The sequence below is a fragment of the Aliiroseovarius sp. Z3 genome (genome assembly GCF_029105185.1).
GTDB lineage: Bacteria > Pseudomonadota > Alphaproteobacteria > Rhodobacterales > Rhodobacteraceae > Aliiroseovarius.
In genome coordinates this window covers 36,291-61,129 of sequence record NZ_JAFMZK010000003.1, presented here as the reverse complement: position 1 = coordinate 61,129, position 24,839 = coordinate 36,291, and the positions used below count along the sequence as shown (strand labels likewise).

At 55.8% G+C, this 24,839-nt stretch carries 32 protein-coding genes and 1 tRNA gene; 7 read left to right on the top strand and 26 right to left on the bottom strand.

Translation table 11 applies throughout. The annotated features are described in order from the left end of the window. The 3 genes from J3R80_RS05960 to J3R80_RS05950 all read left to right on the top strand — a co-directional run bounded on the left by J3R80_RS05960 (position 1) and on the right by J3R80_RS05950 (position 3,265). Positions 1-987 carry a thiamine ABC transporter substrate binding subunit gene (locus J3R80_RS05960; RefSeq protein ID WP_275392851.1) on the top strand — a complete coding sequence of 329 codons (987 nt, stop codon included), beginning with the start codon at positions 1-3 and terminating at the stop codon, positions 985-987. An 81-nt stretch (positions 988-1,068) separates the two neighbouring features. Next, entirely contained in the window at positions 1,069-2,556 is a 1,488-nt protein-coding gene (locus J3R80_RS05955; RefSeq protein WP_275393256.1) for a thiamine/thiamine pyrophosphate ABC transporter permease ThiP, read from the top strand. After that, positions 2,543-3,265, top strand: a complete 723-nt coding sequence (locus tag J3R80_RS05950) for an ATP-binding cassette domain-containing protein (protein ID WP_275392850.1) — start codon at positions 2,543-2,545, stop codon at positions 3,263-3,265. The genes J3R80_RS05955 and J3R80_RS05950 overlap by 14 nt, the downstream gene beginning before the upstream one ends. On the opposite strand, the gene J3R80_RS05945 is transcribed toward J3R80_RS05950, so the two are convergent. From J3R80_RS05945 to dapF, 9 genes are all read right to left on the bottom strand, one after another. Continuing rightward, positions 3,262-3,645, bottom strand: a complete 384-nt coding sequence (locus J3R80_RS05945) for a DUF6547 family protein (RefSeq protein ID WP_275392849.1) — start codon at positions 3,643-3,645, stop codon at positions 3,262-3,264. The genes J3R80_RS05950 and J3R80_RS05945 overlap by 4 nt on opposite strands. Before the next feature lie 119 nt (positions 3,646-3,764). Beyond that, positions 3,765-4,562: a cytochrome c1 gene (locus J3R80_RS05940; protein ID WP_275392848.1), complete on the bottom strand. Its 798-nt coding sequence runs from the start codon at positions 4,560-4,562 to the stop codon at positions 3,765-3,767. Between the two features lie 14 nt (positions 4,563-4,576). Beyond that, positions 4,577-5,890 carry a cytochrome b gene (gene petB / locus J3R80_RS05935; RefSeq protein ID WP_275392847.1) on the bottom strand — a complete coding sequence of 438 codons (1,314 nt, stop codon included), beginning with the start codon at positions 5,888-5,890 and terminating at the stop codon, positions 4,577-4,579. Between the two features lie 11 nt (positions 5,891-5,901). Then, positions 5,902-6,465, bottom strand: a complete 564-nt coding sequence (gene petA, locus J3R80_RS05930) for a ubiquinol-cytochrome c reductase iron-sulfur subunit (RefSeq protein WP_275392846.1) — start codon at positions 6,463-6,465, stop codon at positions 5,902-5,904. A 218-nt stretch (positions 6,466-6,683) separates the two neighbouring features. Further along, complete coding sequence (locus J3R80_RS05925; protein WP_275392845.1) at positions 6,684-7,286, bottom strand: glutathione S-transferase; 603 nt, start codon at positions 7,284-7,286, stop codon at positions 6,684-6,686. Between the two features lie 3 nt (positions 7,287-7,289). After that, positions 7,290-7,568 (bottom strand): hypothetical protein, encoded by a 279-nt coding sequence (locus J3R80_RS05920; RefSeq protein ID WP_091427927.1) that lies wholly within the window; start codon positions 7,566-7,568, stop codon positions 7,290-7,292. A gap of 78 nt (positions 7,569-7,646) precedes the next feature. Next, positions 7,647-7,985, bottom strand: coding sequence for a hypothetical protein (locus J3R80_RS05915; RefSeq protein WP_275392844.1), 339 nt, complete (start codon positions 7,983-7,985; stop codon positions 7,647-7,649). Between the two features lie 20 nt (positions 7,986-8,005). Further along, positions 8,006-9,268: a tRNA (N(6)-L-threonylcarbamoyladenosine(37)-C(2))-methylthiotransferase MtaB gene (gene mtaB, locus J3R80_RS05910; RefSeq protein ID WP_275392843.1), complete on the bottom strand. Its 1,263-nt coding sequence runs from the start codon at positions 9,266-9,268 to the stop codon at positions 8,006-8,008. A gap of 1 nt (position 9,269) precedes the next feature. After that, a complete protein-coding gene (gene dapF / locus J3R80_RS05905; RefSeq protein ID WP_275392842.1) occupies positions 9,270-10,106 on the bottom strand; it encodes a diaminopimelate epimerase in 837 nt (278 codons plus the stop codon). Between the two features lie 110 nt (positions 10,107-10,216). Here dapF and J3R80_RS05900 point away from each other — a divergent pair. Continuing rightward, a tRNA-Lys gene (locus J3R80_RS05900) sits at positions 10,217-10,292 on the top strand. 123 nt (positions 10,293-10,415) lie between these two features. Here the strand turns inward: J3R80_RS05900 and J3R80_RS05895 are convergent. Continuing rightward, complete coding sequence (locus J3R80_RS05895; RefSeq protein WP_275392841.1) at positions 10,416-11,093, bottom strand: SOS response-associated peptidase family protein; 678 nt, start codon at positions 11,091-11,093, stop codon at positions 10,416-10,418. Between the two features lie 124 nt (positions 11,094-11,217). Between J3R80_RS05895 and J3R80_RS05890 the strand changes: the two genes are divergently transcribed. Beyond that, positions 11,218-11,520, top strand: coding sequence for a hypothetical protein (locus J3R80_RS05890; RefSeq protein WP_275392840.1), 303 nt, complete (start codon positions 11,218-11,220; stop codon positions 11,518-11,520). A 675-nt stretch (positions 11,521-12,195) separates the two neighbouring features. Here the strand turns inward: J3R80_RS05890 and J3R80_RS05885 are convergent. The 4 genes from J3R80_RS05885 to J3R80_RS05870 form a co-directional block, all read right to left on the bottom strand. After that, entirely contained in the window at positions 12,196-12,585 is a 390-nt protein-coding gene (locus J3R80_RS05885) for a hypothetical protein (RefSeq protein ID WP_275392839.1), read from the bottom strand. Positions 12,586-12,686: 101 nt separating this feature from the next. Continuing rightward, the gene (locus J3R80_RS05880) at positions 12,687-12,926 is read right to left on the bottom strand and encodes a hypothetical protein (protein ID WP_275392838.1); all 240 of its coding nucleotides are present in this window, start codon (positions 12,924-12,926) and stop codon (positions 12,687-12,689) included. Further along, positions 12,923-13,132 (bottom strand): hypothetical protein, encoded by a 210-nt coding sequence (locus J3R80_RS05875; protein WP_275392837.1) that lies wholly within the window; start codon positions 13,130-13,132, stop codon positions 12,923-12,925. The genes J3R80_RS05880 and J3R80_RS05875 overlap by 4 nt, the downstream gene beginning before the upstream one ends. Positions 13,133-13,307: 175 nt before the next feature. Then, complete coding sequence (locus J3R80_RS05870; protein ID WP_275392836.1) at positions 13,308-13,892, bottom strand: hypothetical protein; 585 nt, start codon at positions 13,890-13,892, stop codon at positions 13,308-13,310. 97 nt (positions 13,893-13,989) lie between these two features. Here J3R80_RS05870 and J3R80_RS05865 point away from each other — a divergent pair, with 97 nt between their 5' ends. Both J3R80_RS05865 and J3R80_RS05860 read left to right on the top strand, forming a co-directional pair. Continuing rightward, complete coding sequence (locus J3R80_RS05865; RefSeq protein WP_275392835.1) at positions 13,990-14,229, top strand: hypothetical protein; 240 nt, start codon at positions 13,990-13,992, stop codon at positions 14,227-14,229. After that, a complete protein-coding gene (locus J3R80_RS05860; protein ID WP_275392834.1) occupies positions 14,219-14,419 on the top strand; it encodes a hypothetical protein in 201 nt (66 codons plus the stop codon). Before J3R80_RS05865 ends, J3R80_RS05860 begins: the two co-directional genes overlap by 11 nt. Before the next feature lie 270 nt (positions 14,420-14,689). Here J3R80_RS05860 and J3R80_RS05855 read toward each other — a convergent pair whose 3' ends face one another. The 12 genes from J3R80_RS05855 to J3R80_RS05800 form a co-directional block, all read right to left on the bottom strand. After that, a complete protein-coding gene (locus tag J3R80_RS05855) occupies positions 14,690-14,944 on the bottom strand; it encodes a DUF1902 domain-containing protein (RefSeq protein WP_275392833.1) in 255 nt (84 codons plus the stop codon). Positions 14,945-15,794: 850 nt separating this feature from the next. Next, positions 15,795-16,355, bottom strand: coding sequence for a hypothetical protein (locus J3R80_RS05850; protein WP_275392832.1), 561 nt, complete (start codon positions 16,353-16,355; stop codon positions 15,795-15,797). Continuing rightward, positions 16,339-18,252, bottom strand: coding sequence for a hypothetical protein (locus J3R80_RS05845; RefSeq protein ID WP_275392831.1), 1,914 nt, complete (start codon positions 18,250-18,252; stop codon positions 16,339-16,341). Before J3R80_RS05845 ends, J3R80_RS05850 begins: the two co-directional genes overlap by 17 nt. After that, positions 18,249-18,716 carry a hypothetical protein gene (locus tag J3R80_RS05840; RefSeq protein WP_275392830.1) on the bottom strand — a complete coding sequence of 156 codons (468 nt, stop codon included), beginning with the start codon at positions 18,714-18,716 and terminating at the stop codon, positions 18,249-18,251. The genes J3R80_RS05845 and J3R80_RS05840 overlap by 4 nt, the downstream gene beginning before the upstream one ends. Then, positions 18,713-19,387: a hypothetical protein gene (locus J3R80_RS05835; RefSeq protein WP_275392829.1), complete on the bottom strand. Its 675-nt coding sequence runs from the start codon at positions 19,385-19,387 to the stop codon at positions 18,713-18,715. The genes J3R80_RS05840 and J3R80_RS05835 overlap by 4 nt, the downstream gene beginning before the upstream one ends. After that, positions 19,388-19,645 carry a transcriptional coactivator p15/PC4 family protein gene (locus J3R80_RS05830; RefSeq protein ID WP_275392828.1) on the bottom strand — a complete coding sequence of 86 codons (258 nt, stop codon included), beginning with the start codon at positions 19,643-19,645 and terminating at the stop codon, positions 19,388-19,390. Next, the gene (locus J3R80_RS05825) at positions 19,635-19,772 is read right to left on the bottom strand and encodes a hypothetical protein (RefSeq protein WP_275392827.1); all 138 of its coding nucleotides are present in this window, start codon (positions 19,770-19,772) and stop codon (positions 19,635-19,637) included. The genes J3R80_RS05830 and J3R80_RS05825 overlap by 11 nt, the downstream gene beginning before the upstream one ends. Next, the gene (locus J3R80_RS05820; RefSeq protein ID WP_275392826.1) at positions 19,769-20,125 is read right to left on the bottom strand and encodes a hypothetical protein; all 357 of its coding nucleotides are present in this window, start codon (positions 20,123-20,125) and stop codon (positions 19,769-19,771) included. Before J3R80_RS05820 ends, J3R80_RS05825 begins: the two co-directional genes overlap by 4 nt. 105 nt (positions 20,126-20,230) lie before the next feature. Continuing rightward, positions 20,231-20,419: a helix-turn-helix domain-containing protein gene (locus tag J3R80_RS05815; RefSeq protein WP_275392825.1), complete on the bottom strand. Its 189-nt coding sequence runs from the start codon at positions 20,417-20,419 to the stop codon at positions 20,231-20,233. A 103-nt stretch (positions 20,420-20,522) separates the two neighbouring features. After that, positions 20,523-21,218, bottom strand: coding sequence for a hypothetical protein (locus J3R80_RS05810; protein WP_275392824.1), 696 nt, complete (start codon positions 21,216-21,218; stop codon positions 20,523-20,525). Positions 21,219-21,220: 2 nt separating this feature from the next. Beyond that, positions 21,221-22,444, bottom strand: a complete 1,224-nt coding sequence (locus tag J3R80_RS05805; RefSeq protein ID WP_275392823.1) for a site-specific integrase — start codon at positions 22,442-22,444, stop codon at positions 21,221-21,223. Positions 22,445-23,326: 882 nt separating this feature from the next. After that, a complete protein-coding gene (locus J3R80_RS05800) occupies positions 23,327-24,688 on the bottom strand; it encodes a hypothetical protein (protein WP_275392822.1) in 1,362 nt (453 codons plus the stop codon). Positions 24,689-24,839 lie beyond the last annotated feature (151 nt).

Genomic DNA, 24,839 nt, shown 5'->3' with positions numbered 1-24,839 from the left:
ATGAAACAGACCCTTTCATTTGTCGCAGGACTTGCACTGATGGCCCACGCGGCCCACGCGGATACGCCCGTGCTTCAAGTCTATGCGCCTGACTACTTTGCCTCGGAATGGGGGCCCGGCCCCGGAATCGAACAGGGCTTTGAAGCGCAGTGCAATTGTGACCTGCAATTCATCACCGGCGACGTGCTGCCGCGCATCCTGTTGGAAGGCGAGCGGACTGAAGCTGATGTGGTCATAGGCCTGAACACCGACGTCACCGCGCGGGCCCGCGCGTCCGGCCTGTTTGCGCCGCATGGGCAGGATGTCAGCGGTCTGACCATGCCGATTGACTGGACCGATGACGTGTTCCTGCCGTTTAACTATGGCTACACCGCGTTCATCTATGACAACACCAAGATGGAAACCCCTCCCGCCAGTTTCGAGGCGCTGCTGGACATGCCGGATGATGTGAAAATCGTTCTGCAAGACCCGCGCAGCTCGATTTCCGGGCTGGCGCTCTTGTTGTGGGTCAAGGCGATCTATGGCGATAACGCGTCCGACGCGTGGGAGCGTCTGGCCCCAAAGGTTCTGACCGTGACGCAAGGCTGGTCGGAATCCTATGGGATGTTCACGGATGGCGAAGCGGATATGGTGCTGTCCTACACCACCTCGCCCGCCTATCACATCATTGCCGAAGACGACATGACCAAGTCGGCGGCGATTTTCGAGGAAGGTCATTACCTGTTTGTCGAACTGGCCGCGAAGCTGAAAACCACCGATCAGCCTGAATTGGCCAGCGCCTTCATGGACTATGTGCTGAGCGAGGAGTTCCAGAAGGCAATTCCGACCGCCAACTGGTCTTACCCGTCGAAGCTGGACGCCGCCCTTCTGCCTGAGAAGTTCGATCTGCTGGGCGTGCCGGGCAAGGCGATCTTCCACCCCGAGGACGAAGCCGAAGCCCTGCGCAAGCCCGCGCTGGACGAATGGCTGACGGCGTTCTCGAAGTAAATGCAACGGTCGGGTCATACAGGGCGTCCCCTATGGGTGTCACATTGGCCCGGCCTTCTTGCCGTCCTGCTGCTTGTGGTGATGGTGTTTGGCACGCTGCTTGCCGTGACGCTGCGCGCCGACGGCGGCCGTGGTCTTGGGCCATCGGATTGGGCGGCCATACGGTTCACCTTGTGGCAGGCAGCTCTGTCGGCTGGGGTCAGCGTCGTGCTGGCCATTCCGGTGGCCCGCGCGCTGGCGCGGCGAGATTTTCCGGGGCGTCGCGTGCTTGTCACCCTTCTGGGCGCCCCCTTCATTCTGCCCGTTATCGTGGCCGTGCTTGGCTTGATCGCGGTTTTTGGTCGGACCGGCATCATCAGCGCGGCGCTGGGCCTGTTCGGGATCGATCCGATATCGGTCTATGGCTATCACGGTGTCATTCTGGCGCATGTGTTCTTTAATCTACCCTTGGCGACACGTCTGATATTGCAGGGCTGGCTGTCGATCCCCGCCGAACGCTTCCGCCTTGCCGCGTCGCTGGGCATGGGTCCGCGTGACATAGCACGGACACTGGAGCGCCCGATGCTGCGCGAGGTGATCCCCGGCGCGTTTCTGGTGATTTTCCTGATTTGCCTGACGTCGTTTGCCGTTGCCTTGGCGCTGGGTGGTGGGCCGCGGGCCACGACGGTCGAGCTTGCGATTTACGAGGCGTTCAAGTTCGATTTTGACCTTGGCCGCGCCGCGATGCTGGCCCTGATCCAGTTCGCAATGGGAGCAGGGGCGGCAATGATCGCGTTTCGGGTCGCCGTTCCCGGCAATATGGGCATCGGGTTGGATCGCGCAGTGCAACGATGGGATGACAATTGGCGTCAACGCGTTCTTGATATGACAGCCGTGGCTCTGGCGAGCCTGTTTTTGCTTCTGCCGCTGATGATGGTTTTCGTCGACGGTGTTCCGGGGTTGCTGACGTTGCCTGTATCCGTGTTTCAGGCGGCGTTCAGATCGCTTCTTGTGGCGTTCGGGTCGGCCTTTCTGACGTTGGCGTTGGCATTGCCAATTGCCGCCCTCGTTGTGCAGCGAAGTGCGTGGTTGGTCGAAGGGTTGGGGTATCTGACCATCGCCGCTTCGCCATTGGTGGTCGGGACGGGCTTGTTTCTGATCCTCTTCCCTTTCGTCAAACCTGCGGACCTTGCACTGCCGGTGACGGCGCTGGTGAATGCAGCGATGAGCCTTCCCTTCGCCCTCCGTGCCATCGTCCCAGCACTCAGGACCGTCGAGCGAGATTTCGGTGCGCTTGCCGATGGGTTGGGGTTGCACGGGCTGTCGCGGGTGCGGCTGCTGTGGCTGCCAAGATTGCGGCGACCGTTGGGGTTCGCGCTGGGTCTGGCGGCGGCATTGTCGATGGGCGACCTTGGCGTTATCGCGATGTTCGCTGATCCACAAGGTGTGACACTGCCCTTGCAGCTTTACCGCCTTATGGGGGCCTATCGTATGGATGACGCGGCGGCGGCGGCTGTGCTTTTGCTGGGGCTGTCGTTGCTTCTGTTCTGGATTTTTGACCGCGGGGGTCGCGTGAATGCTGACGATTGAAAACGCTCGGATCGAGATGGGGGATTTCACCCTCGTGGCGGACCTTCAGGTGCAAGAAGGCAAGCGTGTTGCGGTTCTGGGGCCGTCAGGTGCGGGCAAATCAACTTTGTTGGCGATGATTGCCGGGTTCCAGCCGCTGACAAGTGGTGTGATCAAGTGGCGGGGGGCGGTGATGCCCGATGATCCGGCAGATCGGCCGATCAGCATGGTGTTTCAGGACAACAACCTGTTTCCGCACCTGACAGTCGCACAGAATGTCGGGTTGGGTATCAGGCCGGATCTTCGGCTAACATCGGACGACAAAAAGCGGGTTGAGGCCGCTCTGGCCCGGGTCGGTCTTGCTGGCAAGGAAGCCCGGAAACCCGCCCAGTTGTCGGGCGGACAGATTGCGCGCGTCGCCTTGGCACGGGTGCTTCTGCGTGACCGGCCTTTGTTGCTTTTGGACGAGCCGTTTGGGGCGCTTGGCCCGGCCTTGCGGGCCGAAATGCTGGCGCTGGTGGACGAGCTGGCTGCCGAGACGCAAGCGACGCTGTTGATGGTCAGCCACAACCCCGAAGATGCGCGGCTGCTGTCGGACGACGTGATCCTTGTTGAAGGCGGACAAGCCCACGCCCCGGTTCCGACCGCAGAGATATTCGAAAACCCGCCAGACGCGTTGAGAGAGTATTTGGGGGGTGACAGGCATTATTTGGTCCCAAGCGACCTCTAATCGTCTGGCCAACTATCACCTTCTAATCGGCATACAAAATCAAACTCGTAGGATGCAAAAGGGCTTGTTGTAAGCTCGTCGTCACCCACTTGAATTGAGACATTCTTCTCAGAAATTTCAGCTTCAAGGAAGCAGGCAAGGTCGTGGACCGCTGAGATTCGAGCTTGTTCAATTAGTCGTGCAATCACTTCCCTAGCACTAGCGTCCAAAGAGAGAAGCACCTCCTTCTGGTCTCTTTCCTGTGCAGACAAAGGAAATTGGGGGCCATCGTTTGTGCGCACAGGATGCCCGTTTTTTCGAATCCGATTGGCCTGTACACTGTTCCTCGCAATTTCAACAAATTGCTCTATCAACCATTTGTAACCGGTATGCTTGGCCACTCTTTAACCCCTAGTCGTGTTGCCTAGTCTGTTTGCCTTTAAGCTACTCATGTCCAATCATCACTCAAGAAAAAAAGGGCGCCTTGCGGCGCCCTTCTCTATTCCATCAAACCCAACGCTTAGGCGTCGAATTTTTTGCCCTTGTGCGGTGCCCAGAGCTTCTTGTTCGTCAGATACAGAAGCGAGGTCAGCAGCACCAGCAGCAAGACCGAGACGAAGCCAGCTTGCTTGCGGGCCATCATCTTGGGCTCGGCTGTCCACATCAGGAAGGCGGCCACATCTTCGGCCATGTGATGCGCCGAGTTGTTGTGACCGTCGTCATAGTCGACCAGCCCGTCTTCCAATTGCGGCGGCATCGAAACCCAGCCGCCGGGGAAGGCAGTGTTGCCATAAAGGACAGAGCCGGCGACCTCGGTCTCTTCACCGTTAAAGCCGGTCAGGAAGCTGGCGATGTATTCTGCACCGCCGATCCCACGCAGCAACTGGTTCAAACCTGTGCCCGCCGGGCCGTGGAAGCCAGCGCGGGCTTTGGCCATCAGCGACAGGTCAGGCCCCATACCTTCGCCTGAAACTGCCGGGAAGAAATCCGCAGGCGTGCGCGCACGGTCGTCTTCCAGCTCTTCGTCGTAAATGGTGAAGTTCGCGGCCGCATAGGCGCGCACTTCGTCTTCGGTATAGTGCGGGCCACCTTCGTCAGCCAGCGAGCGCAAAGGCACATACTTCAGACCATGGCAGGCCGAGCAGACCTCGGTATAGACCTTGAGGCCGCGACGCAGTTGCTCTTGGTCGTATTTGCCAAACGGCCATTCGAACGAGAACGCGACATCTTCGATGTGACCTTCGTCACCGGCTGCCAATGCGCCACCCGTGGTAAGGGCCAGCGCGACGACGGCGGATTTTGTGAGTTTCTTGATCATCGTTTTCAATCCTCTCACTCGGCTGCGCCGGGATAGTGGGCGTTGAAGTCTTCCTCGATCGACGCTGGCGGTGTGGTCGGTTTTTCGAACAGACCCAGCAGCGGCAGGATGACAAGGAAGTAGGCGAACCAATAGGTGGCACCGATCAGCGAAATCCAGTCATGCGGGAAGTTCGTGTCACGCGCACCGACCCACATCAGAACGATGAAGTCGATGATCAGCAGACGGAACCACCACTTGAAGGCCGGACGATACTGACCCGAACGAACCGACGAGGTGTCGAGCCACGGGGCCAGCGCCATCACGAAGATCGCGCCGAACATCGCCAGCACACCGAAGAATTTCGCGTCGACAATGCCGCCGGTCAGGAAGCTGACCAGTTGCACGGCCCAAACGTCGGCGGTGAAGGCCCGCAGGATCGCGTAGAAGGGCAGGTAATACCATTCCGGCACGATGTGCGCAGGCGTCGCCAGCGGGTTGGCTTCGATATAGTTGTCGGGGTGACCCAGATAGTTGGGCATGAAGCCGACAATGGCGAAGAAAACGATCAGCACGACGCCCAGACCGACCAGATCCTTGATCACGAAATAGGGCCAGAAGGGCAGGGTGTCTTTCTCGGCCTCTTCTTTCGACCCGGTCCGCACATCAACACCGGTCGGGTTGTTGTTGCCCGTGGTGTGGAACGCCCAGATGTGAACAGCCACCAATGCGGCGATCACGAAGGGCAAAAGATAATGCAGCGAGAAGAAGCGGTTCAGCGTGGCGTTGTCCACGGCCGGTCCGCCCAGAAGCCAGGTTTGCAGGCCTTCGCCGATGAAGGGGATGGCGCCAAACAGGCCGGTGATAACCGTTGCACCCCAGAAGGACATCTGACCCCAGGGCAGAACATAGCCCAGGAAGCCGGTTGCCATCATCATCAGATAGATCAGCATGCCGATGATCCATGTCACTTCGCGCGGGGCTTTGTACGAGCCATAGAACAGGCCGCGGAAGATGTGGATATAGACGGCCACAAAGAACAGCGATGCGCCGTTTGCGTGGATATAGCGCAGCATATGACCGCCGTTCACGTCACGCATGATATGCTCTATGGATGCGAAAGCCATGTCGACATGCGGTGTGTAGTGCATCACCAGAATGATGCCGGTCACGATTTGCAGAACCAGACAGAAGGTCAGGACGATGCCCCAGATCCACCACCAGTTCAGGTTTTTCGGGGTCGGGATCATCAGGGTGTCATACAGCAGGCCAACAACGGGAAGCCGCTTGTTCAGCCATTTTTCGAACCCGGTCTTGGGTTCGTAATGATCATGAGGAATTCCGGACATGTAAGCCTCCCTTAGCCCAGTTTGATCGTCGTTTCGTCGACAAACTCGGCGACGGGAACGGGCAGGTTTTCGGGTGCGGGACCCTTGCGGATACGACCAGATGCGTCGTAGTGCGAGCCGTGGCAGGGGCAATACCAACCCCCGTAGTCACCAGCGCCGTCGCCCAGAGGCACACAGCCCAGGTGGGTGCAGACGCCCATCATGACCAACCATTCACCATTTTCGTCCATGGCGCGGTTTTCATCAGCGGCTGACAAAGCGGAATCGCGGTTGTCGTTCCGGGCGAACGCGTCTGGAAGAGCGGCATTGTCATCTGCACGGGCGGCGGCGATTTCTTCTTCGCTGCGGTGGCGAATGAAGACCGGCTTGCCCAGCCATTTCACGGTGATCTGGCTGCCTACCTCGACGCCCGAGATATCCACGCGGATCGAGCTGAGCGCTTTCACGTCAGCCGAAGGGTTCATTTGATCAACGAGCGGCCAAACTGCGGCACCGGCCGTAACGGCTGCGGCACCACCTGTTGCATAATAAAGGAAGTCCCGGCGGGTTCCTTGGTGGTCGTCGGCTTGTGACAAGAGCGCATCTCCCTAGCTAGGTCGCAGAATTGCAACCGACACGACAATAGACCGCCCAAGAAAGCAGTCCGTTTCGCGGCTGTTTATCCAAGGAATTGCGCCCAGTCCAGAAGTCATTAGGGCGCAGGGGCGGCTTTTCAAGGTTATGTTGCCGCATGTTAGCGCGCGAAGCGATGTAAATCACCGAGATTGGTGTCGGGAAGCCAGGTTTGGACGACTCAAGCGGGCATCGTCGCCTGAAAGCTGTCGCGCGTGGCAAACACCGCGAACCAGTCGTCCAGCGCATCGCGCCCTTTACGCCATTCCCGCGCCGCATGTCGGAAGTCAAGATAACCCAGCGCACATGCAACCGAGATCTGGCCCATATCAAGCGGTCCCGCGAGGTGGCTCATCCAACGGGTGTTCAGCGCATCCAGCGCGCCTTCGATCTTGCCCCATTGCGCGTCCATCCAGCCGCCAAACTGCATGTCTTCGGGGCGGCAGCGATTCTCGTAAACCATCAGAACGCCTGCATCCATGATTGCGTCGCCGATGGCTTCAAGGACAAGGACATCCCATATCCGACTTTCTGGATAAAGCGCGCCGCCGGTGCGTGCGTCCAGATACCGTGTCACCACGCGACTGTCGTAAAGCGTCGGCCCGTCGCTGCGGATCAGCGCGGGAATCTTCGACATCGGGTTTGCAGCGGTCAGTTGTGGGTTGGGCGCGGTGGGGGACGAGACGACCTCGATCAACTCCACATCGTCTTGTTGTTCCGTTTCGAGGATGACCATGCGGGCCTTGCGCGCAAAAGGCGACGCGGGTGACGTGATAAGCTGCATGGTTCAGACCTTGCGAAAGCGGATGCGTGTCAGGCTGACCGCGTCGATCTCGATCCCCGGCCCACTATCACCGAAGCGAATGACGCGGCGCATACGTGCGGTTGCGTTCACTTGTTCGTTGTCGCGGCGCGCTGTCACACCTTCAGGGGCATCGTCCAACGCATCTTCGTGACGCTGATCGCGTCGTCCGCGCTCGATCGAGCGGGCGAAGGCATATGTGGCAACGGCAACAGTGCCATAGCGGATGGCAAAGGCCGCAATCGGGGCAAGCGGTAGGGGCATGTGATCCTCCTTTACATAAAATGTAGGAAGCCTGCTATCAAATGTCCAATTCTCTCTGTTGGTCCGGGCTGATTAGGGCTATCGGTCACCCGAAGCCGATTTGAGCTTTTCGATATGCTCCAGACGCATCTTCGCTTCTGTCTCGATGCGTCGTTGGTTTTGTAATGCACGGGCTGCGTTGATGTCGCGTTTTGCCCGGGCATGCCAAAACACACCCACAAGCCCGCTTAGAAAAAGGCTGATCAACATCGCCTGAGGGATCGAGACTGAAACAAGCTCAAATTCCCACCTCATCGGAAAGCTGGCAGCCATGAATACACACCAGGCAAGTATCCAGAGCAGCGAGGCTTCGTTGGTGGCGTCTCGACGTGCGTGGCGGGCGAGATATGCATCGCTTTCTATTCTGTCGTGGTTCAAAACGTTCCCCTTCACACGGCTCAGGCAATGAGCCGCTCGGCGTCGAAGCGTTGTGGAGTCGCCGCCACCAGAGCGCCTTCTTCCTGTGGCGCGTCAAACACCACTTCCGTGAAATACTCTGTGCGCCCCATCGTTGGGTTTTCCATCAGGATACGGTGCTCACGCCCGACATGGGCCGCCAGATGGCGCTCCACCTGCGTTTTGCCAGCCGCCCGCAGACGCGCCGCGCGTTCCTTGATCACATTGCCATCCACCTTGTTGGGGATTTTCGCCGCCGGTGTCCCGTCGCGTTTCGAATAGGGGAACACGTGCAGCCAGGTCAGGTCACATTCGGTGATCAGCTTCAGACTGTTTTCGAAATGGGCGTCAGATTCGGTTGGGAATCCCGCGATAATATCCGCACCGAATGTGATGTCGGGGCGCAGGCGGCGGGCTTCTTCGCAAAAGGCGATCGCATCGTCGCGCAAATGCCGACGTGCCATGCGTTTCAGGATCAGATCGTCGCCATGTTGCAGGCTTAAATGAAGATGCGGCATCAGGCGTGGTTCGGACGCGATGGCCAGCATCAGGTTTTCGTCTGCTTCGATCGAATCGATGGAGCTGATACGAAGTCGCGGCAGATCCGGCACCAGACGCAGGATTCGCATGACCAGATCGCCCAAACGCGGCGCGCCGGGCAGGTCCGCGCCCCAGCTGGTCAGGTCCACGCCGGTCAAGACGACCTCGTTGAAGCCACGATCCACAAGGCGCTTGATCTGATCCACCACAACGCCCGCAGGCACCGACCGCGAATTGCCCCGGCCATAGGGGATGATGCAGAAGGTGCAGCGGTGATCGCAGCCGTTCTGAACCTGCACATAAGCGCGCGACCGGGTGCCGAACCCGTCAATCAGGTGGCTGGCGGTCTCGGTCACGGACATGATGTCGTTGACTTGCACCCGCTCGGTCTCGCCGATCAGGTCGGGGGCAAGGCCTGCCCAGGTTGCAGGCTCCATCTTCTCATGGTTGCCGATGACCGCGTCCACTTCATCCATCGCGGTGAAGGTTTCAGGCTCGGTCTGGGCCGCGCAGCCGGTGACGATCACCTTGGCATCCGGGTTTTCGCGCCGCAGCTTGCGGATTTCCTGACGGGCTTTGCGCACGGCCTCGGCCGTCACGGCGCAGGTGTTCACCACCACGGCACCCTCGACGCCCGCCTCGTCGGCCAGACGTTTCATGGCCTCGGTCTCATAAGCGTTCAGGCGACAGCCAAGCGTCGCGAAAATCGGGGGTTTCGCGCCCATCTTACAGACCCTTCAGGAAGGCTTGCGTCAGCTGGCCACTATATACAAAGGCGGTGGGGCCGGTCATCCAAACGCCATCTTCGCGCCAATCCAAGGTCAGCCAGCCGCCGTCCAGCTCCATCCGCACGCGCTTGTCGGTCAGGCCGCGCTGATGTGCGGCCACAGCGGTCGCGCAGGCGCCCGAGCCGCAGGCCAGCGTAATGCCGGTGCCGCGTTCCCAGACGCGCATGCGAATCTCGTCCCGCGACCGGATTTCGGCGAATTCGACGTTGGTGGCTTCGGGGAACAGCGGGTCGGTTTCAAAGCCCGGTCCGATCCCGGCGACATCCACAGCCTCGGCATCCTCTACAAAGAACACACAATGCGGATTGCCCATACCGACCGCGACAGGATCGCCATCAAGCGGCAGGTGTTGCAGGTCCACGTCCTGCGACAAGGGCACTTCCTGCCACGTCAGCTGAGGCTGGCCCATGTTCACAGCGACCAGATCGCCATCGGCTCGCGCTTCAAGCACCCCGCGCGAGGTGCGAATGGTCAGGGCATCCTTGCCCGTTTGATCCATCATATAGCGCGCCACACAACGGGTCGCGTTTCCACAGGCCCCAGCCCGGCTGCCATCCGCGTTCCAGAAATCCAGATCAATATCCGCCACGTCCGAGCTACGCAGCTCGGCAAGCTGATCAAAGCCAACGCCGCGATTCCGGTCGCCCAGCCCAGCCGCCAGTTCGCGAGTCACCACAGCATCGCGCCCCCGTGAATCAATGATCACGAAGTCATTGCCCGCCCCATGCCATTTCATGAAGTCGAGCGTTTGGGATGTGGTGTCGTCAGCAGTCATGTCGCGCGATATAAGCCCTTGTGAAAACTTTTGCCAGTGATCGAACAGATTCCATGGAAATTGGGGTTGACCTGCCAAGCCCACAGCTATAGTCACCGCGCTCACAGAGTGGGCCGTTAGCTCAGTTGGTAGAGCAACTGACTTTTAATCAGTGGGTCGAAGGTTCGAATCCTTCACGGCTCACCACTGAAATCAATGACTTAGCAGATATTTGTGTTCCAGCACCGCCTAGGAATTTGATTCTGGGGGACATATGGGGGACATTTGTTGCAGAATTTAGCCTAACTACCTGCTTCTGCCACCTGCTGCTCAGAAGTCGAAACTCGCCTGTGGCGGATCGTATGGCTCGATCAGTTCGGGGCCTTCGCTGTCTGATTTGATCGGGGCGACGCGGTGATACTCAAACCGGCCTTCCCAACCGGTGCCCATCTCGTTTTGTGCCTGCTCCTGGCTCATCGTGTAGGTCAACCAATTCTGTATTTGCTCGGGTGCCATGATCACGGGCATTCGGCTGTGAAGGTGCGCAATCTGTTCTGCCGGTTTTCGGGTGATGATGCTGCATTCATACTTGCCGTCTGATCCACGACCATAGAAGCCCGCGAAGAACAACAGCGGGTTGTTTCGTCTGATCGTAATGAAGTGGGGTTCCTTCCGTCCATCGACCTCGGACCATTCGTAATAGCCAATCGCCGGGATAACGCACCGGCCAGACTGCCAGTAGCGCGCCCAAAACTCTGCATTCTCAATCTTGGAATTGATCAGCTTCCTTGAGCTGCCTTGAGGTGTCATCTGCCATTTCGCGCTTGTCAGGAGAAACCCGTCTTCCTGTGACATAGCCATGTTGACCAAATCCGTGGGGTTGACCTGATAGCCCGGATTGGCGCTGGGCACCGACCCATCGGGTAGGAGCGTTCCATATAGGAAGTAGTTCATCAGATCAGCCATTTGGCGCTGGGTCAGGTGCCCCGCCGCAAACTTTCCACACATGCCGCAGACTGTGCGCAGCCGTGCTATTGCGTCAAGGTCGCGCGCCATTCTATTGACCCATCTCGGCTCAAAGAACGCGATGACTGATTGACGCCCTGACCGGATGTTCTCTATTTGTCCCCCAATGAGAACGCGGTCCAGATCACGAAAGAAGTCACACGACGAAAGCGAATTTCCCATACGGGTGCGGTATGTCGTGCCCGCGCTGGGCTTGGGGTCCACCTATGACCGCATCTATATCTGGTTGGACAAACATGTCGGTCGCGCCGACTATGCTGTAAATGCCGATAGTTTGCCGGGTGTGGTAGATGGGATTTCCTTTTACTTTCGATGCAGCCTGAAAGCTTCGCAATTTGCCGAGATGATGGAAGGTGAAGGGGTCGCGCTTGCCGACCCGCGTGTTGGTGGGTGGATCAGGTCGGGTTGAATGGTGAGGCTACAGTTTAAGCCCGTGCGATGAAATTGGCGACCATCCCCAGCATCTATTAGTGTTTCCCTCGTTGCAGTATGGTGCAGTGGTCCAATCTTCTGGCGGGTTAATGGCTTTGTTAGAAATAAACTTCTGTGGACCTACATTCGGTTCAAACCAACCCTCAATCTGGACAGTAGTTACCTCTTTGGTCTCGTCATTCTCTCTAAAAATTACATTCACAGTGATTTGGGTCACAACGTATTGGTCCGAATTGTTTTCCACAGTCCCAGAAAACACATTCTCGTTCGCATTCTTGCTTGGGCCAGCACGGCCATCCAGTGATCGAGTGACAGAGTTGGGAAGTTCCTTTTCAAATTTCTTAATACATGAAGCTCGAATGCTCTCATCAGAAATTAGACGGTTTGAGTTAAGTTCTGAGCAATATGCGGCCCCCGCGACTGTCCCGCCGTTCAAAGTTTGATTTATCGTTGCTTTGATTTGTTTACACCCGGTGAGAACGGTTAGCATAACTGCACAAGTAAGGATTTTCTTTAGCATATCACCTCGCAGCACTGCTGTTTCACCCGCTCGCCAATAAGGCGTAGTCAGTTAATTTCACACGCGCAAGAAACAAAACGGCAAGAGTTGGTGAAAGTAAGTACTGCAAACAATCTGAAACCAATGAGCCAATCATCGGCCCTGTGCCAACACCAACTTCGGCTCCTTTGGAAACGACCGAATATCAAACCACTTGAAGGCGGTCCCATCTGCGTTGCGCTTGTCGCCGCTGAGAATGCGGCACCCGTTTGTGGCCTGCCGGATCAGCCCAGCGCGGAACGCATTCAGATCCAGAAGCCACCAAGCGTCCAGCCCGGTGCCAGCGGCGTTGGCGTGACCGTAGAACATCCAGTCGCCCTTGCCATTCACAATCTTGGATAGCTCGGTTTCACCGCCATAGGCGGATTCTGCACGGATGGTGAATTGGTGGGGGTAGCGGTCGGCGTAACCATGACGGCGCACCCTTGCCGCTATGCGGGTGTCCCTGGCATCAAACAACAACAGGTCGGTTGCCTCTCGCATGTCCAAGAGGTCAGGGGCCTCCCTCAACAGGTGGCCCCCAACAATGCGCTTAATCTCTGGTAGGAAACGGTCAGACCAGCGCCGATTTACACCGTAGCAGTTCAACCAGCGTCCTGATTGATCTTTTCGACCTTGCGGCTTTCCGTGTCGATCCGCTCGGCCAGATCATAGGCTTTGCGCGCAATTTCCTCGAACAGGACTTCAAGCGCGCCGGACAGGTCGCGGAGATTTACCGCGCTGTCGCAAGCTGCCATTCCTGCGACAGCAAGCTGGCCGATGTGCAGGGCCTCGGTTTCAGTGTCATGACCTTTGAAGTTGTCGGCATAGATGCTGTCCATCATTCTGTTCCTTTCGGTGCGTTTACAAAATCAAGTGCCTTGTCGAGGCGTTCAGCGTGGTCATGGGCCAAATGAACAAGCCCGATTGCCTGTTCGTGGTCACCAGTGTTGTGAAGCGCCGCGACGGAATCTAGGAGGCTACGGATAATCATCGCCTCATTCTGCATTTGCTGGCGCGTCAGGTGGTCGGCTCGCTTCTGTTCATCCATCGTTGGTTCTCCCATTTGGTGAAGTATTGGCGTGTCCGGTGGGTGTTTCGACTGCCTCAGAGGTCATGGCGCGAAGGTGATCCTTGAAGCGCGCCTTGGCTTTCGGGGTGAGTTTCTTCCAAAGGCGCAAAGCCTCTGCTTGAAACTGTAGGTCGTTCATCTGCCGATCCTCCTGTCAGGCGTAAGTGTGAATAGTGCCGTTGGTGGCAATGCGGGAAATGGTTGCGAGGTTCACGGAACGCACAGCGGCCTTGTCCACGTCCCAGACGGGCATCAGGTGCGGGTGACGGGCACGGCGGGTCTGTGTCGCCTTTTGAGCGGCTTCTGAGGCGGTATCGCCCTTGATGTGATCCTTGAGCGCGGCGGGCTGCACACGCATGGTTCTGGCGGTGCCGTCCTTCTTGGTGAACACCACACCAACAATGCGACCTTTGGCGGCTTGGATCAGGTTGCGCTTTTCGTCCAATTCGCGCTGGGCGTCACGGGCCTCGGCCTTCACAAGAGCGGCTTTCAACGTGGTCAGACGTTCCCGGCCTTCGTGACCTTGGAAGGTCTTGTTTTCGAGTGCGATGATTTCCGCTTTCAGGGAAGCAACCGAGCGCTGGGCCAAGGCGTGAACTTCTTTGGCAGCGCGCCATGCCTTGATCAGTTCGGTCCGGAACACGCTGCGAAGCTGGCGCGGGGCATAGCCCAGCATATCCATCAACTCGCGGGTGTTGGTCCAAGCGGTGGTCATGATGTTTGCGCGGTTGATGGTCATTGCAAGCCCTTTCATGTGCTGTTAGCATATAAATAGTGCGCATAGCATGTGTTGTCAACACATTATATGTGCTAATAGCATAATTACGGGCGGTGATATGACAGCAGAACAGTTCAGAATGGCAAAAGCAGCGCTGGGGTTGAGTAATCCCGAGCTTGCAGAAAAAACGGGTTTGCACCGAAATACGCTCAACAAGCTGGACAAGGGTGAAGGAAAGGCTTCGACAATTCAGCACGTCAGGCTGGCCCTCGAAGCCCAGGGCATTCAATTCCTGGAAGGCGGACAGGTTGCGACCGGGCCAGGTGTGGCTTTGAAAGGGGATGCAGATGCAGACTGATGAACGCGACGATCCGGATTATTGGATGGGTTCAGAGAAAACTCCAACCGAAGAACTGCAAGAGCTAGTAAAGCGGGTGCATACACAACAATCCACCACACGAATAGAAATGCGAAGGATCAAAAATCTGGTGTATCTGGTATTGTGGGTATCGCTTGCCTGCGCTGGGCGGGTGTTTGGGTTTTTCTAAGCTGTTTAAATGGAAAACCCCGCCGAAGCGGGGTCTTTTACAATGCTTTGTAAGGGCGTATTCATGCGGCTATTTTAGATTTTGGGAAGCCCTGCGTTGCTCAGAATGCCGTTTGCTGTGTGTCTGCTCAGCATATTCTTAGGAACTGTTAGCGTTGGAAGGTCGCCATCGTGGCACCATTTCTCATGCGAGCCCTTACCACCTTTTACCTTGTAGTAGCCAACTTTCTTTAGCTGTTTGATCACATCGTTATAGAAGCCTTTAACCATATCAGGCTGATGCAGCGCCAAATGCAGGTTGCTTGAAGAAAATTGCGGGGATCATTTCGGCCCATGATTTCTGTGCCAGGTCTTTCTTGGTGATGTGGTTATCCAGCACAAGCGACGGTGCTAGTGACTTCATCACTTCTTCAAATTCTTCAATGGTCTCGGCCTCAATGTGAAGGCCGATAATGTTTGACTCGGAATAAAAGACTTTCGCGTCTTCATCCCAGAGCGCGCTCACATAAAAACTCATGTCTGCCATGCTACCATCCTTCGGCGTTGCTCTTTCCCTCGAACGCCACCCATGTTGCTCTGGGTTTGTGTCCTAGATATGGCGGTCATGGCGGCAATTGGCAAGGCCCGTCTTGTGCTCAAACGCTCTTGTGACACCCTGTGCACAACTATTTTTTGCAGATCACAAGCGGTCGAATTGTCATTCGATTCTACAACATCTACCCACCCAAACGCCCAACGAAACAAGAATTTTTCCAAGGCCTCTAGATATAGTGGCTTCTGACTGAACGCCGCGCAGGAGAGTTGGTGAAGCATCTTGCGCACGTGGCCCCGCAGGATAAAGCTGATATCAACTCGGGACGTGCGTCAACGCCTGTGACAAACGAAAAAACTTCACTACAGTGCCGATATATCCCGTTAGAAAACGGCATGTTTCCCTCTGTTGAAATAGGTCAAATCCACTCATTTGGTTTGCATGGTTGCTTCCTAGGCGTCCATACTGTGGACACCCTTGGCAGCATACAACACATACGTTCGTCCACTCGGGGGCTAGAATGCCGCCCTGCAGCACCGCTATTTCCCGCTAAGAACCGGTGACAAGACCACTGGTTCGCAAGTCGCCAGTCGTTCTCATCCCAATTTTGCCAACAGGACTGCGGCCTCTGCTATTAGCTTTCGTGACCGCTTGATTTCTGCGAGGGCTTCCTTTGTGCAGACCCCATGACGATAATTGCCATGCCGTTTCCCGGTAGGTGCGCCGCCTCTTGCACCATGGAACCTGCACACCTTCCACCCTCGCACAGCGGGGGCTTTACAAGGCTTCCGTGAGCGCTTTGAGGTGGCTGTGCATCGCGGGGCAAGGTTCATGTGGTAAACCGTCATTTCCGACCACCCCCCGGTGTGACGGAGCCGACAATCGCCTGACCACCTTCGTTGACCGTTACATGCTCAACAGTCACTTTTTGCTGCCCGCCATAGCGGTGCTTTCGCAGGGCTTCCATCTGAGCGGTGAAAGTGCGCGCGAGCTTGTTGAACACTCGTTCCTGCACCTCAAGCTGGGGAATATGTTCAACATTCGCCAATTGCCGTGAATGTCGCATCATTGCGAGATGCACCGAAGCCATTTGGGTTGCCAGCATGGCCTCAATACCGTCTTGCGGGGCGATTTCATTTACGATGGCAATGGCGTAGTTTTTATCGTTCGCCTTCTCGTCATTCTGTCCGGATACGTTAAGGCAGTGCGCGAGCATCGCATTGCTAAACTCCGAGGTGCTGCTACCAAACAAGTTTTCGACTTGCTCCGGAGAACTGACAGTCAGTTCAATTTTACCATCCGCCGCAGATCCAAATCGGGGGAGTGACGGTTTGGAGCGTTCAGAGATTGCCCCCTCAACGCTGTTTTCCTCGGTTTTTTTAACATCGTTATTTGTCTTGGGCATAGTTCATACCTCCCCCGGAAAGAGCGCTAAGAGAAGCCAACCCGTTTCGGGTTTTCATCAGTTCTTCGATAATGCGTTGTTGCGCTGGGCTTCGGGCCAGCATGTTGCGCACCTGATCGGCCCCTTTGCGGGTAGACGCCTTGGCCGTGGATTTGGCGGCAATGCCAGTCAGCGCAGACGAAACCGCCAGGGGCATGTTTCCCGAATAGGCCGCGCTGCCGGAAATCCCCATGCCAGAGAGTGATTGCGGAGACAGGCGCTTGCCGATTTCTTCCAGCACCCGTTGCACGGGACCGCCACGGGCCACCTGACGGATCGCGGCAATCTCGGCCTCGGAAAAGCCTGCGAGGTTCTTTCGAGGATTGCGCAGAAGCTGGCGAAACCGGGATTGAATGGATTTCTCGAAGTTCGGGTTATTCGCCGACTGTTCAATGATATCCTCGATGGTTTCCACGCGCTTCATCCGCCCCCAAAGTTCACGGGCTTCCGCAAGTTCTTTGGTTGCGCCGCCAAGACCGGCAACGCTTTCGTCAATCATTTCCTTGGCGATGCTGCCCAACCGCCGCTCATCCGGATCAACGGATTTTGCAACCTTCCCAGCAATACGGCGCAAGGCTTCCATCTGTTGCAGACTTTGGGGCTGTCCCACCATCTCGCTCAGTTCATCGAACAGGGCCGGGATACGCGGGTGAAGCCGCTCGTTGAAGCCTTCCTTGCGCAGTTTCGCAACCATGCCATTTGCCAGACCTTGCAGCCGATCCTTGGGAAACATCACCTTGCTTTCATAGACCCGCTTGTAGAGCGCATCAGCGCTGTCCTTGAGCTGATCCAGCGAGGGGGAGAGGCTTTTGAGCGAAGGTGATTTGCTGATGGCTTGTTTTGCCCTCAGAAAGCCTTGCCCGACACCGGCAAGGGCCGCACCCCCGATAAATCCAGCGCCAGCGCCTGTCTGGGCACCCTTTAGGCGGCTTTCGGGGTCTTCCCCTTCCATCGCCCCATAAGTGGCCCCAGACAGCGCGCCTGACGCCCCTGCGCGCAACATGCGGGCACCCGTGCCCTTGCCTGCATTGATAAACGCCCCTGCGCCCTTCACAGGCCCCACAAGCGCCCCGCCAATCTCGGCCCCAAGGGCCAAGCCGGGATGCTGTTCCCAAAGCTGTTCTTCCTGATCGCGATAGAACTCCGTGCGCTGATCGGCGTCACCACGCCCGATAAGCTGATCGAACCGCCCCGCGGCCTCGTCGCCAACAATACCACTGGTCATCCCTTCGCCACCTTTGTTCAACATCGCAGCGATGACTTCACCACGGTTGAAGGTGGTGGGATCATCATCACCAAACAGGTTTTCCCTGAGATTGCGAACGGCTTGGCGCGGGGAGGGAAGCACACCACCCATCAATTCATTAACGCGCGGAATGCCGTTTGCATCTTGGCTTGCCGAGCCACCAAGCAAAGCTGAAGTTTCCCAATCATGCGCAGGGGTCTGATTGCCAGCTAGGAGCGTTTTGACAGCATTGACGGCAGACTGCATGTCCGGCGCTTCGGCCTCGTAGATTTTCCCATCCGGTCCTTGGACCTCATAGATTGTTCTGGGTTGATCGGTCGTGACCCCCTGGGCGGGTTTTACCCCTGCTTGGGTTTCTTGCTGAACCCTCAAGGCCCAATCAACCAATCGCTTGGCATGATCAGGTTGCCCCGCTGAATGGGCGTTTCGGGCCGCGTCCATGAGCTGTTCATAACCGGGTTGGTCCGTGGGTGCAGCTTGGACCTGTGGGTTCTGCGACATGTCTGAGAGGGTTTGCAGCCCTTCATTGTGAACTTGCCGCCGCGCCAATTCTCGCTTGGCTTGCTCTACGCGCGCGGCTTTCAGTTGCTGTTCTCTTTGATCGGTATTCATTGCTCGATATCCTTTGCTGTGGTCGCCCCATATTCGACCGGGCGCGACATGAAGACGCTTTGAAGGCCAAAGCCCAGCGCCGAGATTTCTTCCTTCGCCTTTGTGATGTCCGAGAGGATCCCGAACCGAAGTTCCCTCGCCCCCATGCTTTCCGCCCATGCCTCAGCCGCCCAGACCAGATCAGGCCAAGCCCCATTCTCGGCCCATGCCAAGGTGAACGCGGCAACTGTGGTGTCGTCACCGGTCATAGCCTGTGAATTAATGCCAATCGCAAAGCTCTGCTCTGAAACAAGGACGACATAGCCCACGCGCTCGATGTGCCGTGCAAAATGCGAGGCGATGTCGCTCACGTCCCGGCTTGGGTCATCCAAAGAAAGGATGGGCTGAGCCAGTTCCACCAACAGCGGGATGTCCGCGTAGGTCGCTTGCCTTACGGCTCCGCTTTTTTCCACAATGTCTTTCATTGGTGCACCGCCTTGCTTTCGCCATGGCCGATTTGGCCCAGCGCAGTTTTGTCGTTTTCGTTGGAGTGATTTTGACCGCCAAACACGATTACGTTTTCCATGTCGGGGAATGGCGGCAAACCGTGGGGGATATGGCTAGATGTATATATGGCAGGATTTTCCGACACGGTAAGCGCCCAAAAACGGCCCAAAGCGGTAGGATTTTCCGACATTTGATCATGCAAAGGTTGGATTTTCCGACACCCCCTGTCGGATTTTCCTGCCAAGGAATGTCGGGTTTTCCTACGGGGGTTTTGTTTTTTCCATGCCATGAAATCCTTGGTGGCAGGCTTGCCGTCCAATGCTTCTTCAGTCAGTGCATAGGTGGCGGATTGCCCGACACCGGACGGGCCAAGGCAATGACCTTTGGTGACGATGACAAAACCGCGCTCGATCAGTTCCGAAAAGTATCCAGCGGCGGTATCACGACCAACACAAAGCGCCTTAGCTGCGTCCCGGTGGCTCAGAAATAGGTCGCCATTGTTGCCACCCTTGTATTGTCGTTTAAGCTCCACATAGAGCGCGCGTGGGCCGGGTTTCATGGTCTGCCATGCCTCAGAGGCTAACAGCCATTCAGGAAGCTGGACGAACCGCCCAGCCCCCTTTTTCTTGCCTTTGTATGGAGCAGCCATCTAAGCAGCCTCCTTTGGGTCAGTTTCCCCCATGGAAGCGGCCTTGCCTGCATCCTCCAATGCACGGGCCAATTCAGGCAAAAGCGCGGTGCGGATCGAAACGCCCTGTTTGCCGGGGCGCATGTCTCCGTCTTCGGCTTCGAACCAGACGCGCATGTTGATCAGGTCGTGCCCCTGGAAGCGATCCAGAGACACGCGAAGCTCCTGTTTGCCGTTCTTGCGAATGGTCGCAATGAGTTTGGAACTGTTACCGGCCATGGGTGATACCTCCATAGGCAAGCCCCGCAATGACGCGGGCGGTTGAAGGTGAACACCCGGTCTGCCAGCGCACACGACGCGCCTGCAGGTCACGAGGCGTCGGGCGGGATTGGTGCAAGGTCTTCATGCCGCCACCTCGCAATCGTCAATCCTGCGAATGTCGGAGGTGAGGAAATAGACGCCATACGCCCCCGCACCCGTGATCGGGTTGCCGGGATAGTATTTGGTATCGACCTCAAGGCCGTAGTCGCGTTTCAGGATGTGCACCACATCAGACAAGCGAACGGGAGAAGCGCAATAGACCGGTGCGCTGATCAACAAGTCCACAATCTGACGCTTGCGCTTGTCCAGCGTCACAATGCGGGGCTTGCTGTCGCCGTTGCGGATTTCATACCGCGCGGGCTTACGGTCTGATGGGAGGTCGGCCACGCGCATGATGCGCTGGGCGTTGCTCGGTGGGTTTTGGTTGGTTTCAGTCATTAGCCTGTATCTCCTTCGGAGTTGAAGGATCGGCCAAACTGCCCTATGCTCCTTGCAGTCACGCGAGAGAATAGCCCCAGTTCGGACAATCCGGCTGGGGTTTTCTTATGCGGCTGCATCGGTTTTGACGCCCGTTGCATCAAGATAGGCGTCAAGGTCGGCCTTCTCGATACGGGTGGCTCCGCCGAATTTGGTGAATACCAGCGCGCCGCGCTTGTTAGCTTCATACAACACACTGCGGCTGTGACCGCTGTATTCGACGGCTTCCGAAATTTTAAAGAAACGCTTGGTCATTACGCCCTCCATACTCCGCTCGCAGCGAGCTAAATCCCCTGCTTCTTGCGGATGTGAGGGCATCCTCACAGATAGTCTAAGGGTCGTATAAAGGAGCTTTCAGCTATTTTTTGTTCAAAAATTCCTTACATGCTTCTCGCGCCCAAACCTCCGCGCTTGCATTTATCTCAACTGCATTGAACGCGTCCGTTACCAAATCTAGGAATGGGCCATATGCTAGATTGCTTCGGTATGGGTCGGTGCTTACGGTAGGTTTTTTTCCGGTTGTCCTGTTGAACAGGATTGCCAGTTCGGTCGCGAAATCACGAGCGGCAGATTTTCTTTGTTTGCCTACTCCACTGAACTTCTCAAATGCAGGCCCCTCGCCGAAAGCTGTGTTGATAGATTTCCCGTGTGGATCAACGGAATTACGGACTGCCGAGATATGGGTTTCAATTTTCTCGATCAGTTCCACGAGTATATCTCGTGCAGGCTCAGATGAGCCGGAGATTCCAATCCCAATTCCCCATCCGCTCAAGCGCAATTCCTGCACTAAATTTGCCATGTCGGCGCTGCCGTGCATGCCGACGAGCCTTAAGTGTTTTGCGGCCTTGTTGAGGGATCTTGCCACCAAAGCCAAATTTTCGATGTCCTTCTCTGGCGGTTTGTCTTCGCGATCCAGTTTTTCCATTGCCGTAGAAATGCTAAAATCGGAAAGCAGATGTCGGGTTGCTTCCTGCACATCTTCAATACAGGGAAGGTGCTTCTGCAACACTTGTTCCATCTCTAACTTTGTTCTTTCGTAACTGTCGTAATCCATAATTATGCCATTCGGACAACAAGAGATGCTTTTCCCGACACAATGTCAGACCACCGATCCAATGCAGCGGCGCGTTGCGGTAGGAGTTCTGATTGGTTGTAGACCCGTGCAACGGCGCTTGGGGCCGATCCGCTGGCCGAGTGGTTAAGCACACGGTCGGCAATCGCTTCCGCGACACCCGCATCAGCCATCGCGGTTGCAAACGCGGTGCGAATGTCGTGAATGCGCCATGGTTCGAAATCCTCCCCAAGCAGCTTGTCGAGGCGGGCTTTAGCTTTGCTGACACCCGAAACCGGTGTCTTTCCTGTAGTCGTAAACAGAAGGTCTGTCTCTTGTTCATCTTGGGTGCATTCAACTCTTAGCCGAACCTCAAGCAATGCAGGCTCAGACAGGTGTGTGATATGCGCCTTGCCATTTTTGGTCAGTGACCCTGGCTTAACAATTCTTGAGCGGTCAAAGTCGATTTCGGACTGCTTGAGATTGAGAATTTCACCACGCCTCTGCGCTGTCAAAAGCAGCAGTCTGAAGAATGGCCCCCAAAGGTCTCCCATCTCAAAGGAAGCTGTCCAGATTTCTCGAATTTCACCAACAGACAAAACACGTTCACGCGCCGTTTCGCGAACCGCCTTCGAAAGCGATGCACCAATATCCTCAGCCAAGTATCCGCGTTTCCAGCACCAGTGGGTAAATGCCTTGAGTGCTGCCCTAATCCTGTTGGCGTAAACCAATCGTCCTTCACGGGCCTTGGCATCAATCGCCGTCTGAGCCATCGAGCGCCGCAAGCTAGCGACAGGAAGATTCAAGTGATCTCTGAGGGCGGACTCCAACTGCCTTTTGCGCTCAGATCCGGTTCTAAGGTTATTCAAGTGCAGGTCATCATATGCAGATATTGCGTCTGCTATGCTGATCGCTTCTGCCGTCGCGGTTTCTTCCTTGATCCGCTGCGCCTCTGCAATTTCAATACGATCAATCCCCTTTGCAGCCTCGGCTTCAAGTTCCAGCGCCATCGCGCGCGCCTCTGAAAGCCCAATGGGTTCCGGCCATGTTCCAAGCGTGTGTTTGCGCTTGAGTCCACCTTTGATGCGCTTTTCATACATCCAGACCGCGCGACCAGTTTCAGAAAGTCGAAATCTCAAGCCGGGACGCCTTGTGTCAGATATTTCGACCCTTCCAGTTGCGGGCGGTTTAAGTGACCTGAGAAAACGGTCTGTCAGTTCCTTTTTCATACTCCGCGCCTATTGGGGGACAACTGGGGGACAAAATGACCCGGATTGTGGCGGATCATCATGGACGACTATAGACGCATTTTGATCAGGGGACAACTAAAACTGGGCTGAAAAATCATAGCTAATAGAGGCTTAATCGAATAACTGTGGAAAGCCGTGGACAGCTAGGGTAAGTCTGTAGAAGTTAGCATGCTTCGGACTTTTAATCAGTGGGTCGAAGGTTCGAATCCTTCACGGCTCACCACTTTCATCTTAAATATCAAGATGTTACGAGCCGCGCCATCGTGCGCGGCTTTCGTCTGTCTGTCTGCCGGAAGCTATACGGAAGCAGTGGAAGTCGAGACGTTTACTAATGCGGCGTGACTGATCTGCAACGCAGTCTCGATTCGTTTGTTTATGAGGTATGCAGCAGTTGCAGCTACCTTGGTACCGAAAACACCAATCCACGGGGGATGGTCTCTCCATCTGAATCTATGGTGCATACTGCATCAAGGCGTGCACCAGTCATTCTCGTTTTCATTTCTTGAGGCATTGAGTCCCTGATTGCATTTGCCTCTGCATCTGACGGTGCACGACAATATGACCATCGGTCCTCAAACCATGAGGCTACTTGATAAGGGATGCCGATATAGCGCCGATCCGGGGTGGCGGTCGATAGCCGTCTGAAGAACTGCGACTGGGATCGTGCCTGCGATCTTTTGTAAATAGGGACATCCACATCAACCACAATCGCGCGCAATCCGTTTTTGAAAGAAACTGGATACTCTCCATCTTTTAGCACGGGCATAGAATAATACCCGCCACGATAGCTACCGTATGCGGCAATGAGAAACACGCAAATGAACCCAGCCCCGATTATTCTCAGCAACCACTTTAACAATCTCATGTCTCAAAGCTCTCAGCATCTTCAGCTATCCCGCTAGGTGAAACATCTTGACCGGTTGAGCGTTCAGACTTGATTTGAGGAGCTTTACGCAGCCAAGCAGACAAGTTTGCGCCTGTTTCTCCATAAAACTTGGGCACAACCCTTTCCAACTCGGCAATGAAATTGGTTTGCTGCGTGAATTTCGCTCCAAGCCTCTCGGATAGGAATACGTGAAACCCGTTCACAGTAAGGTGCTCTTTGCCAGTTGACGATAGTTCCGGGTTCTCTCGAAGTTCTGCAACTGAGTACTGCGTTGGTTCGCTAGTTCCCGGCCAGAATAAACGAATGAACAAACCCTCTGTTTCTGAACTCTTGATCTGGCGGAGCAGCCAATTGACACGCGCCTTAGTGGTTTTCTTGTCGTCCGGTGCGCGTAAAGTCATACCCACATCGACCGAGCGGCGCATCACGTCTGCTGTCACATCAACAGGAGCAGCTGCATCAGGGATAGCCAAAGTGCAATTCAGACAGTGTTTTTCGCGTAGATTGTTCAATTCGTCTTTCTGGCGCTGAGTGGGATTACCCATATGTTTTCGGGGCAGCTTTTCTGAAACCGTCATGCCTGTCATTCGGCTTAGGATTAGCGACAGGTCGCGCGTTTCCTGATGCCACGCTTCCAGAACAACTTGAACCATTGGTGACTTTGCAGGGACTGCGCCACCGCTGGAAATGAGCTTGTTCAGCTCTGACCATTCCTTTGGCATACGGTCAAAGCCTTTCACTCCTGCACTCTCATGTGTCAGGAAGCGGCGAAGTTCATTGAGAAGCAAAAGCTGATCAACATCGGCAACATCTTCGCCAGACACAAGCAAATCGGCAGTCGTCAAAATATGCATCCACGACCAATGGAAAACGGGAATTCTAGACCTACTCTTGCGAACCGCCTCAATGGGATGACTGTCAGGTGATGTAGCGAACTGGTTAGAGATTGAGATAACACAGTCCACGTCATTGTCTTTTGCAAGAACGCGGTAGCGTTCAATTTGATCAGGGTCGAGTTCACTGTTCCCGATCTTTGCTTCGACAAGCGCACGCCATTGGCGACTTCCGACCTTTAAGGTGATCAATCCATCTGGGCGGTCTTTAATAGCCGCCGACTGCTTTTGGAAAACAACTTCTGTGAAGGTTTCGATTGTAGCACGCTTGCCGACTTTTTGCCCGACCGATGCCAGAAGCTGTGCACCGAATTCATCAATCCTACAAAGACATGCGAGTACTATTGAGGTTGTGCGACCTTCTTTTGATGTCGTTGACAAAACCGGGAACAACCGTGCGGATTCACCTTGCTTGAGATAATCAGGAAGTTGTTCGGTGCTCATGCTTTAATTCCTTAGATTTCAAAACTACTCCAAAGCATTGAAACAGAAAGAAATTACATCCGTCAACCTTTAGGCGATCTCCAATCCCTGCCAAGGATCGACAAAGCCAATGTGGAAATACAACAGCGCGGTGTGCCGTCGATGGTGCGGA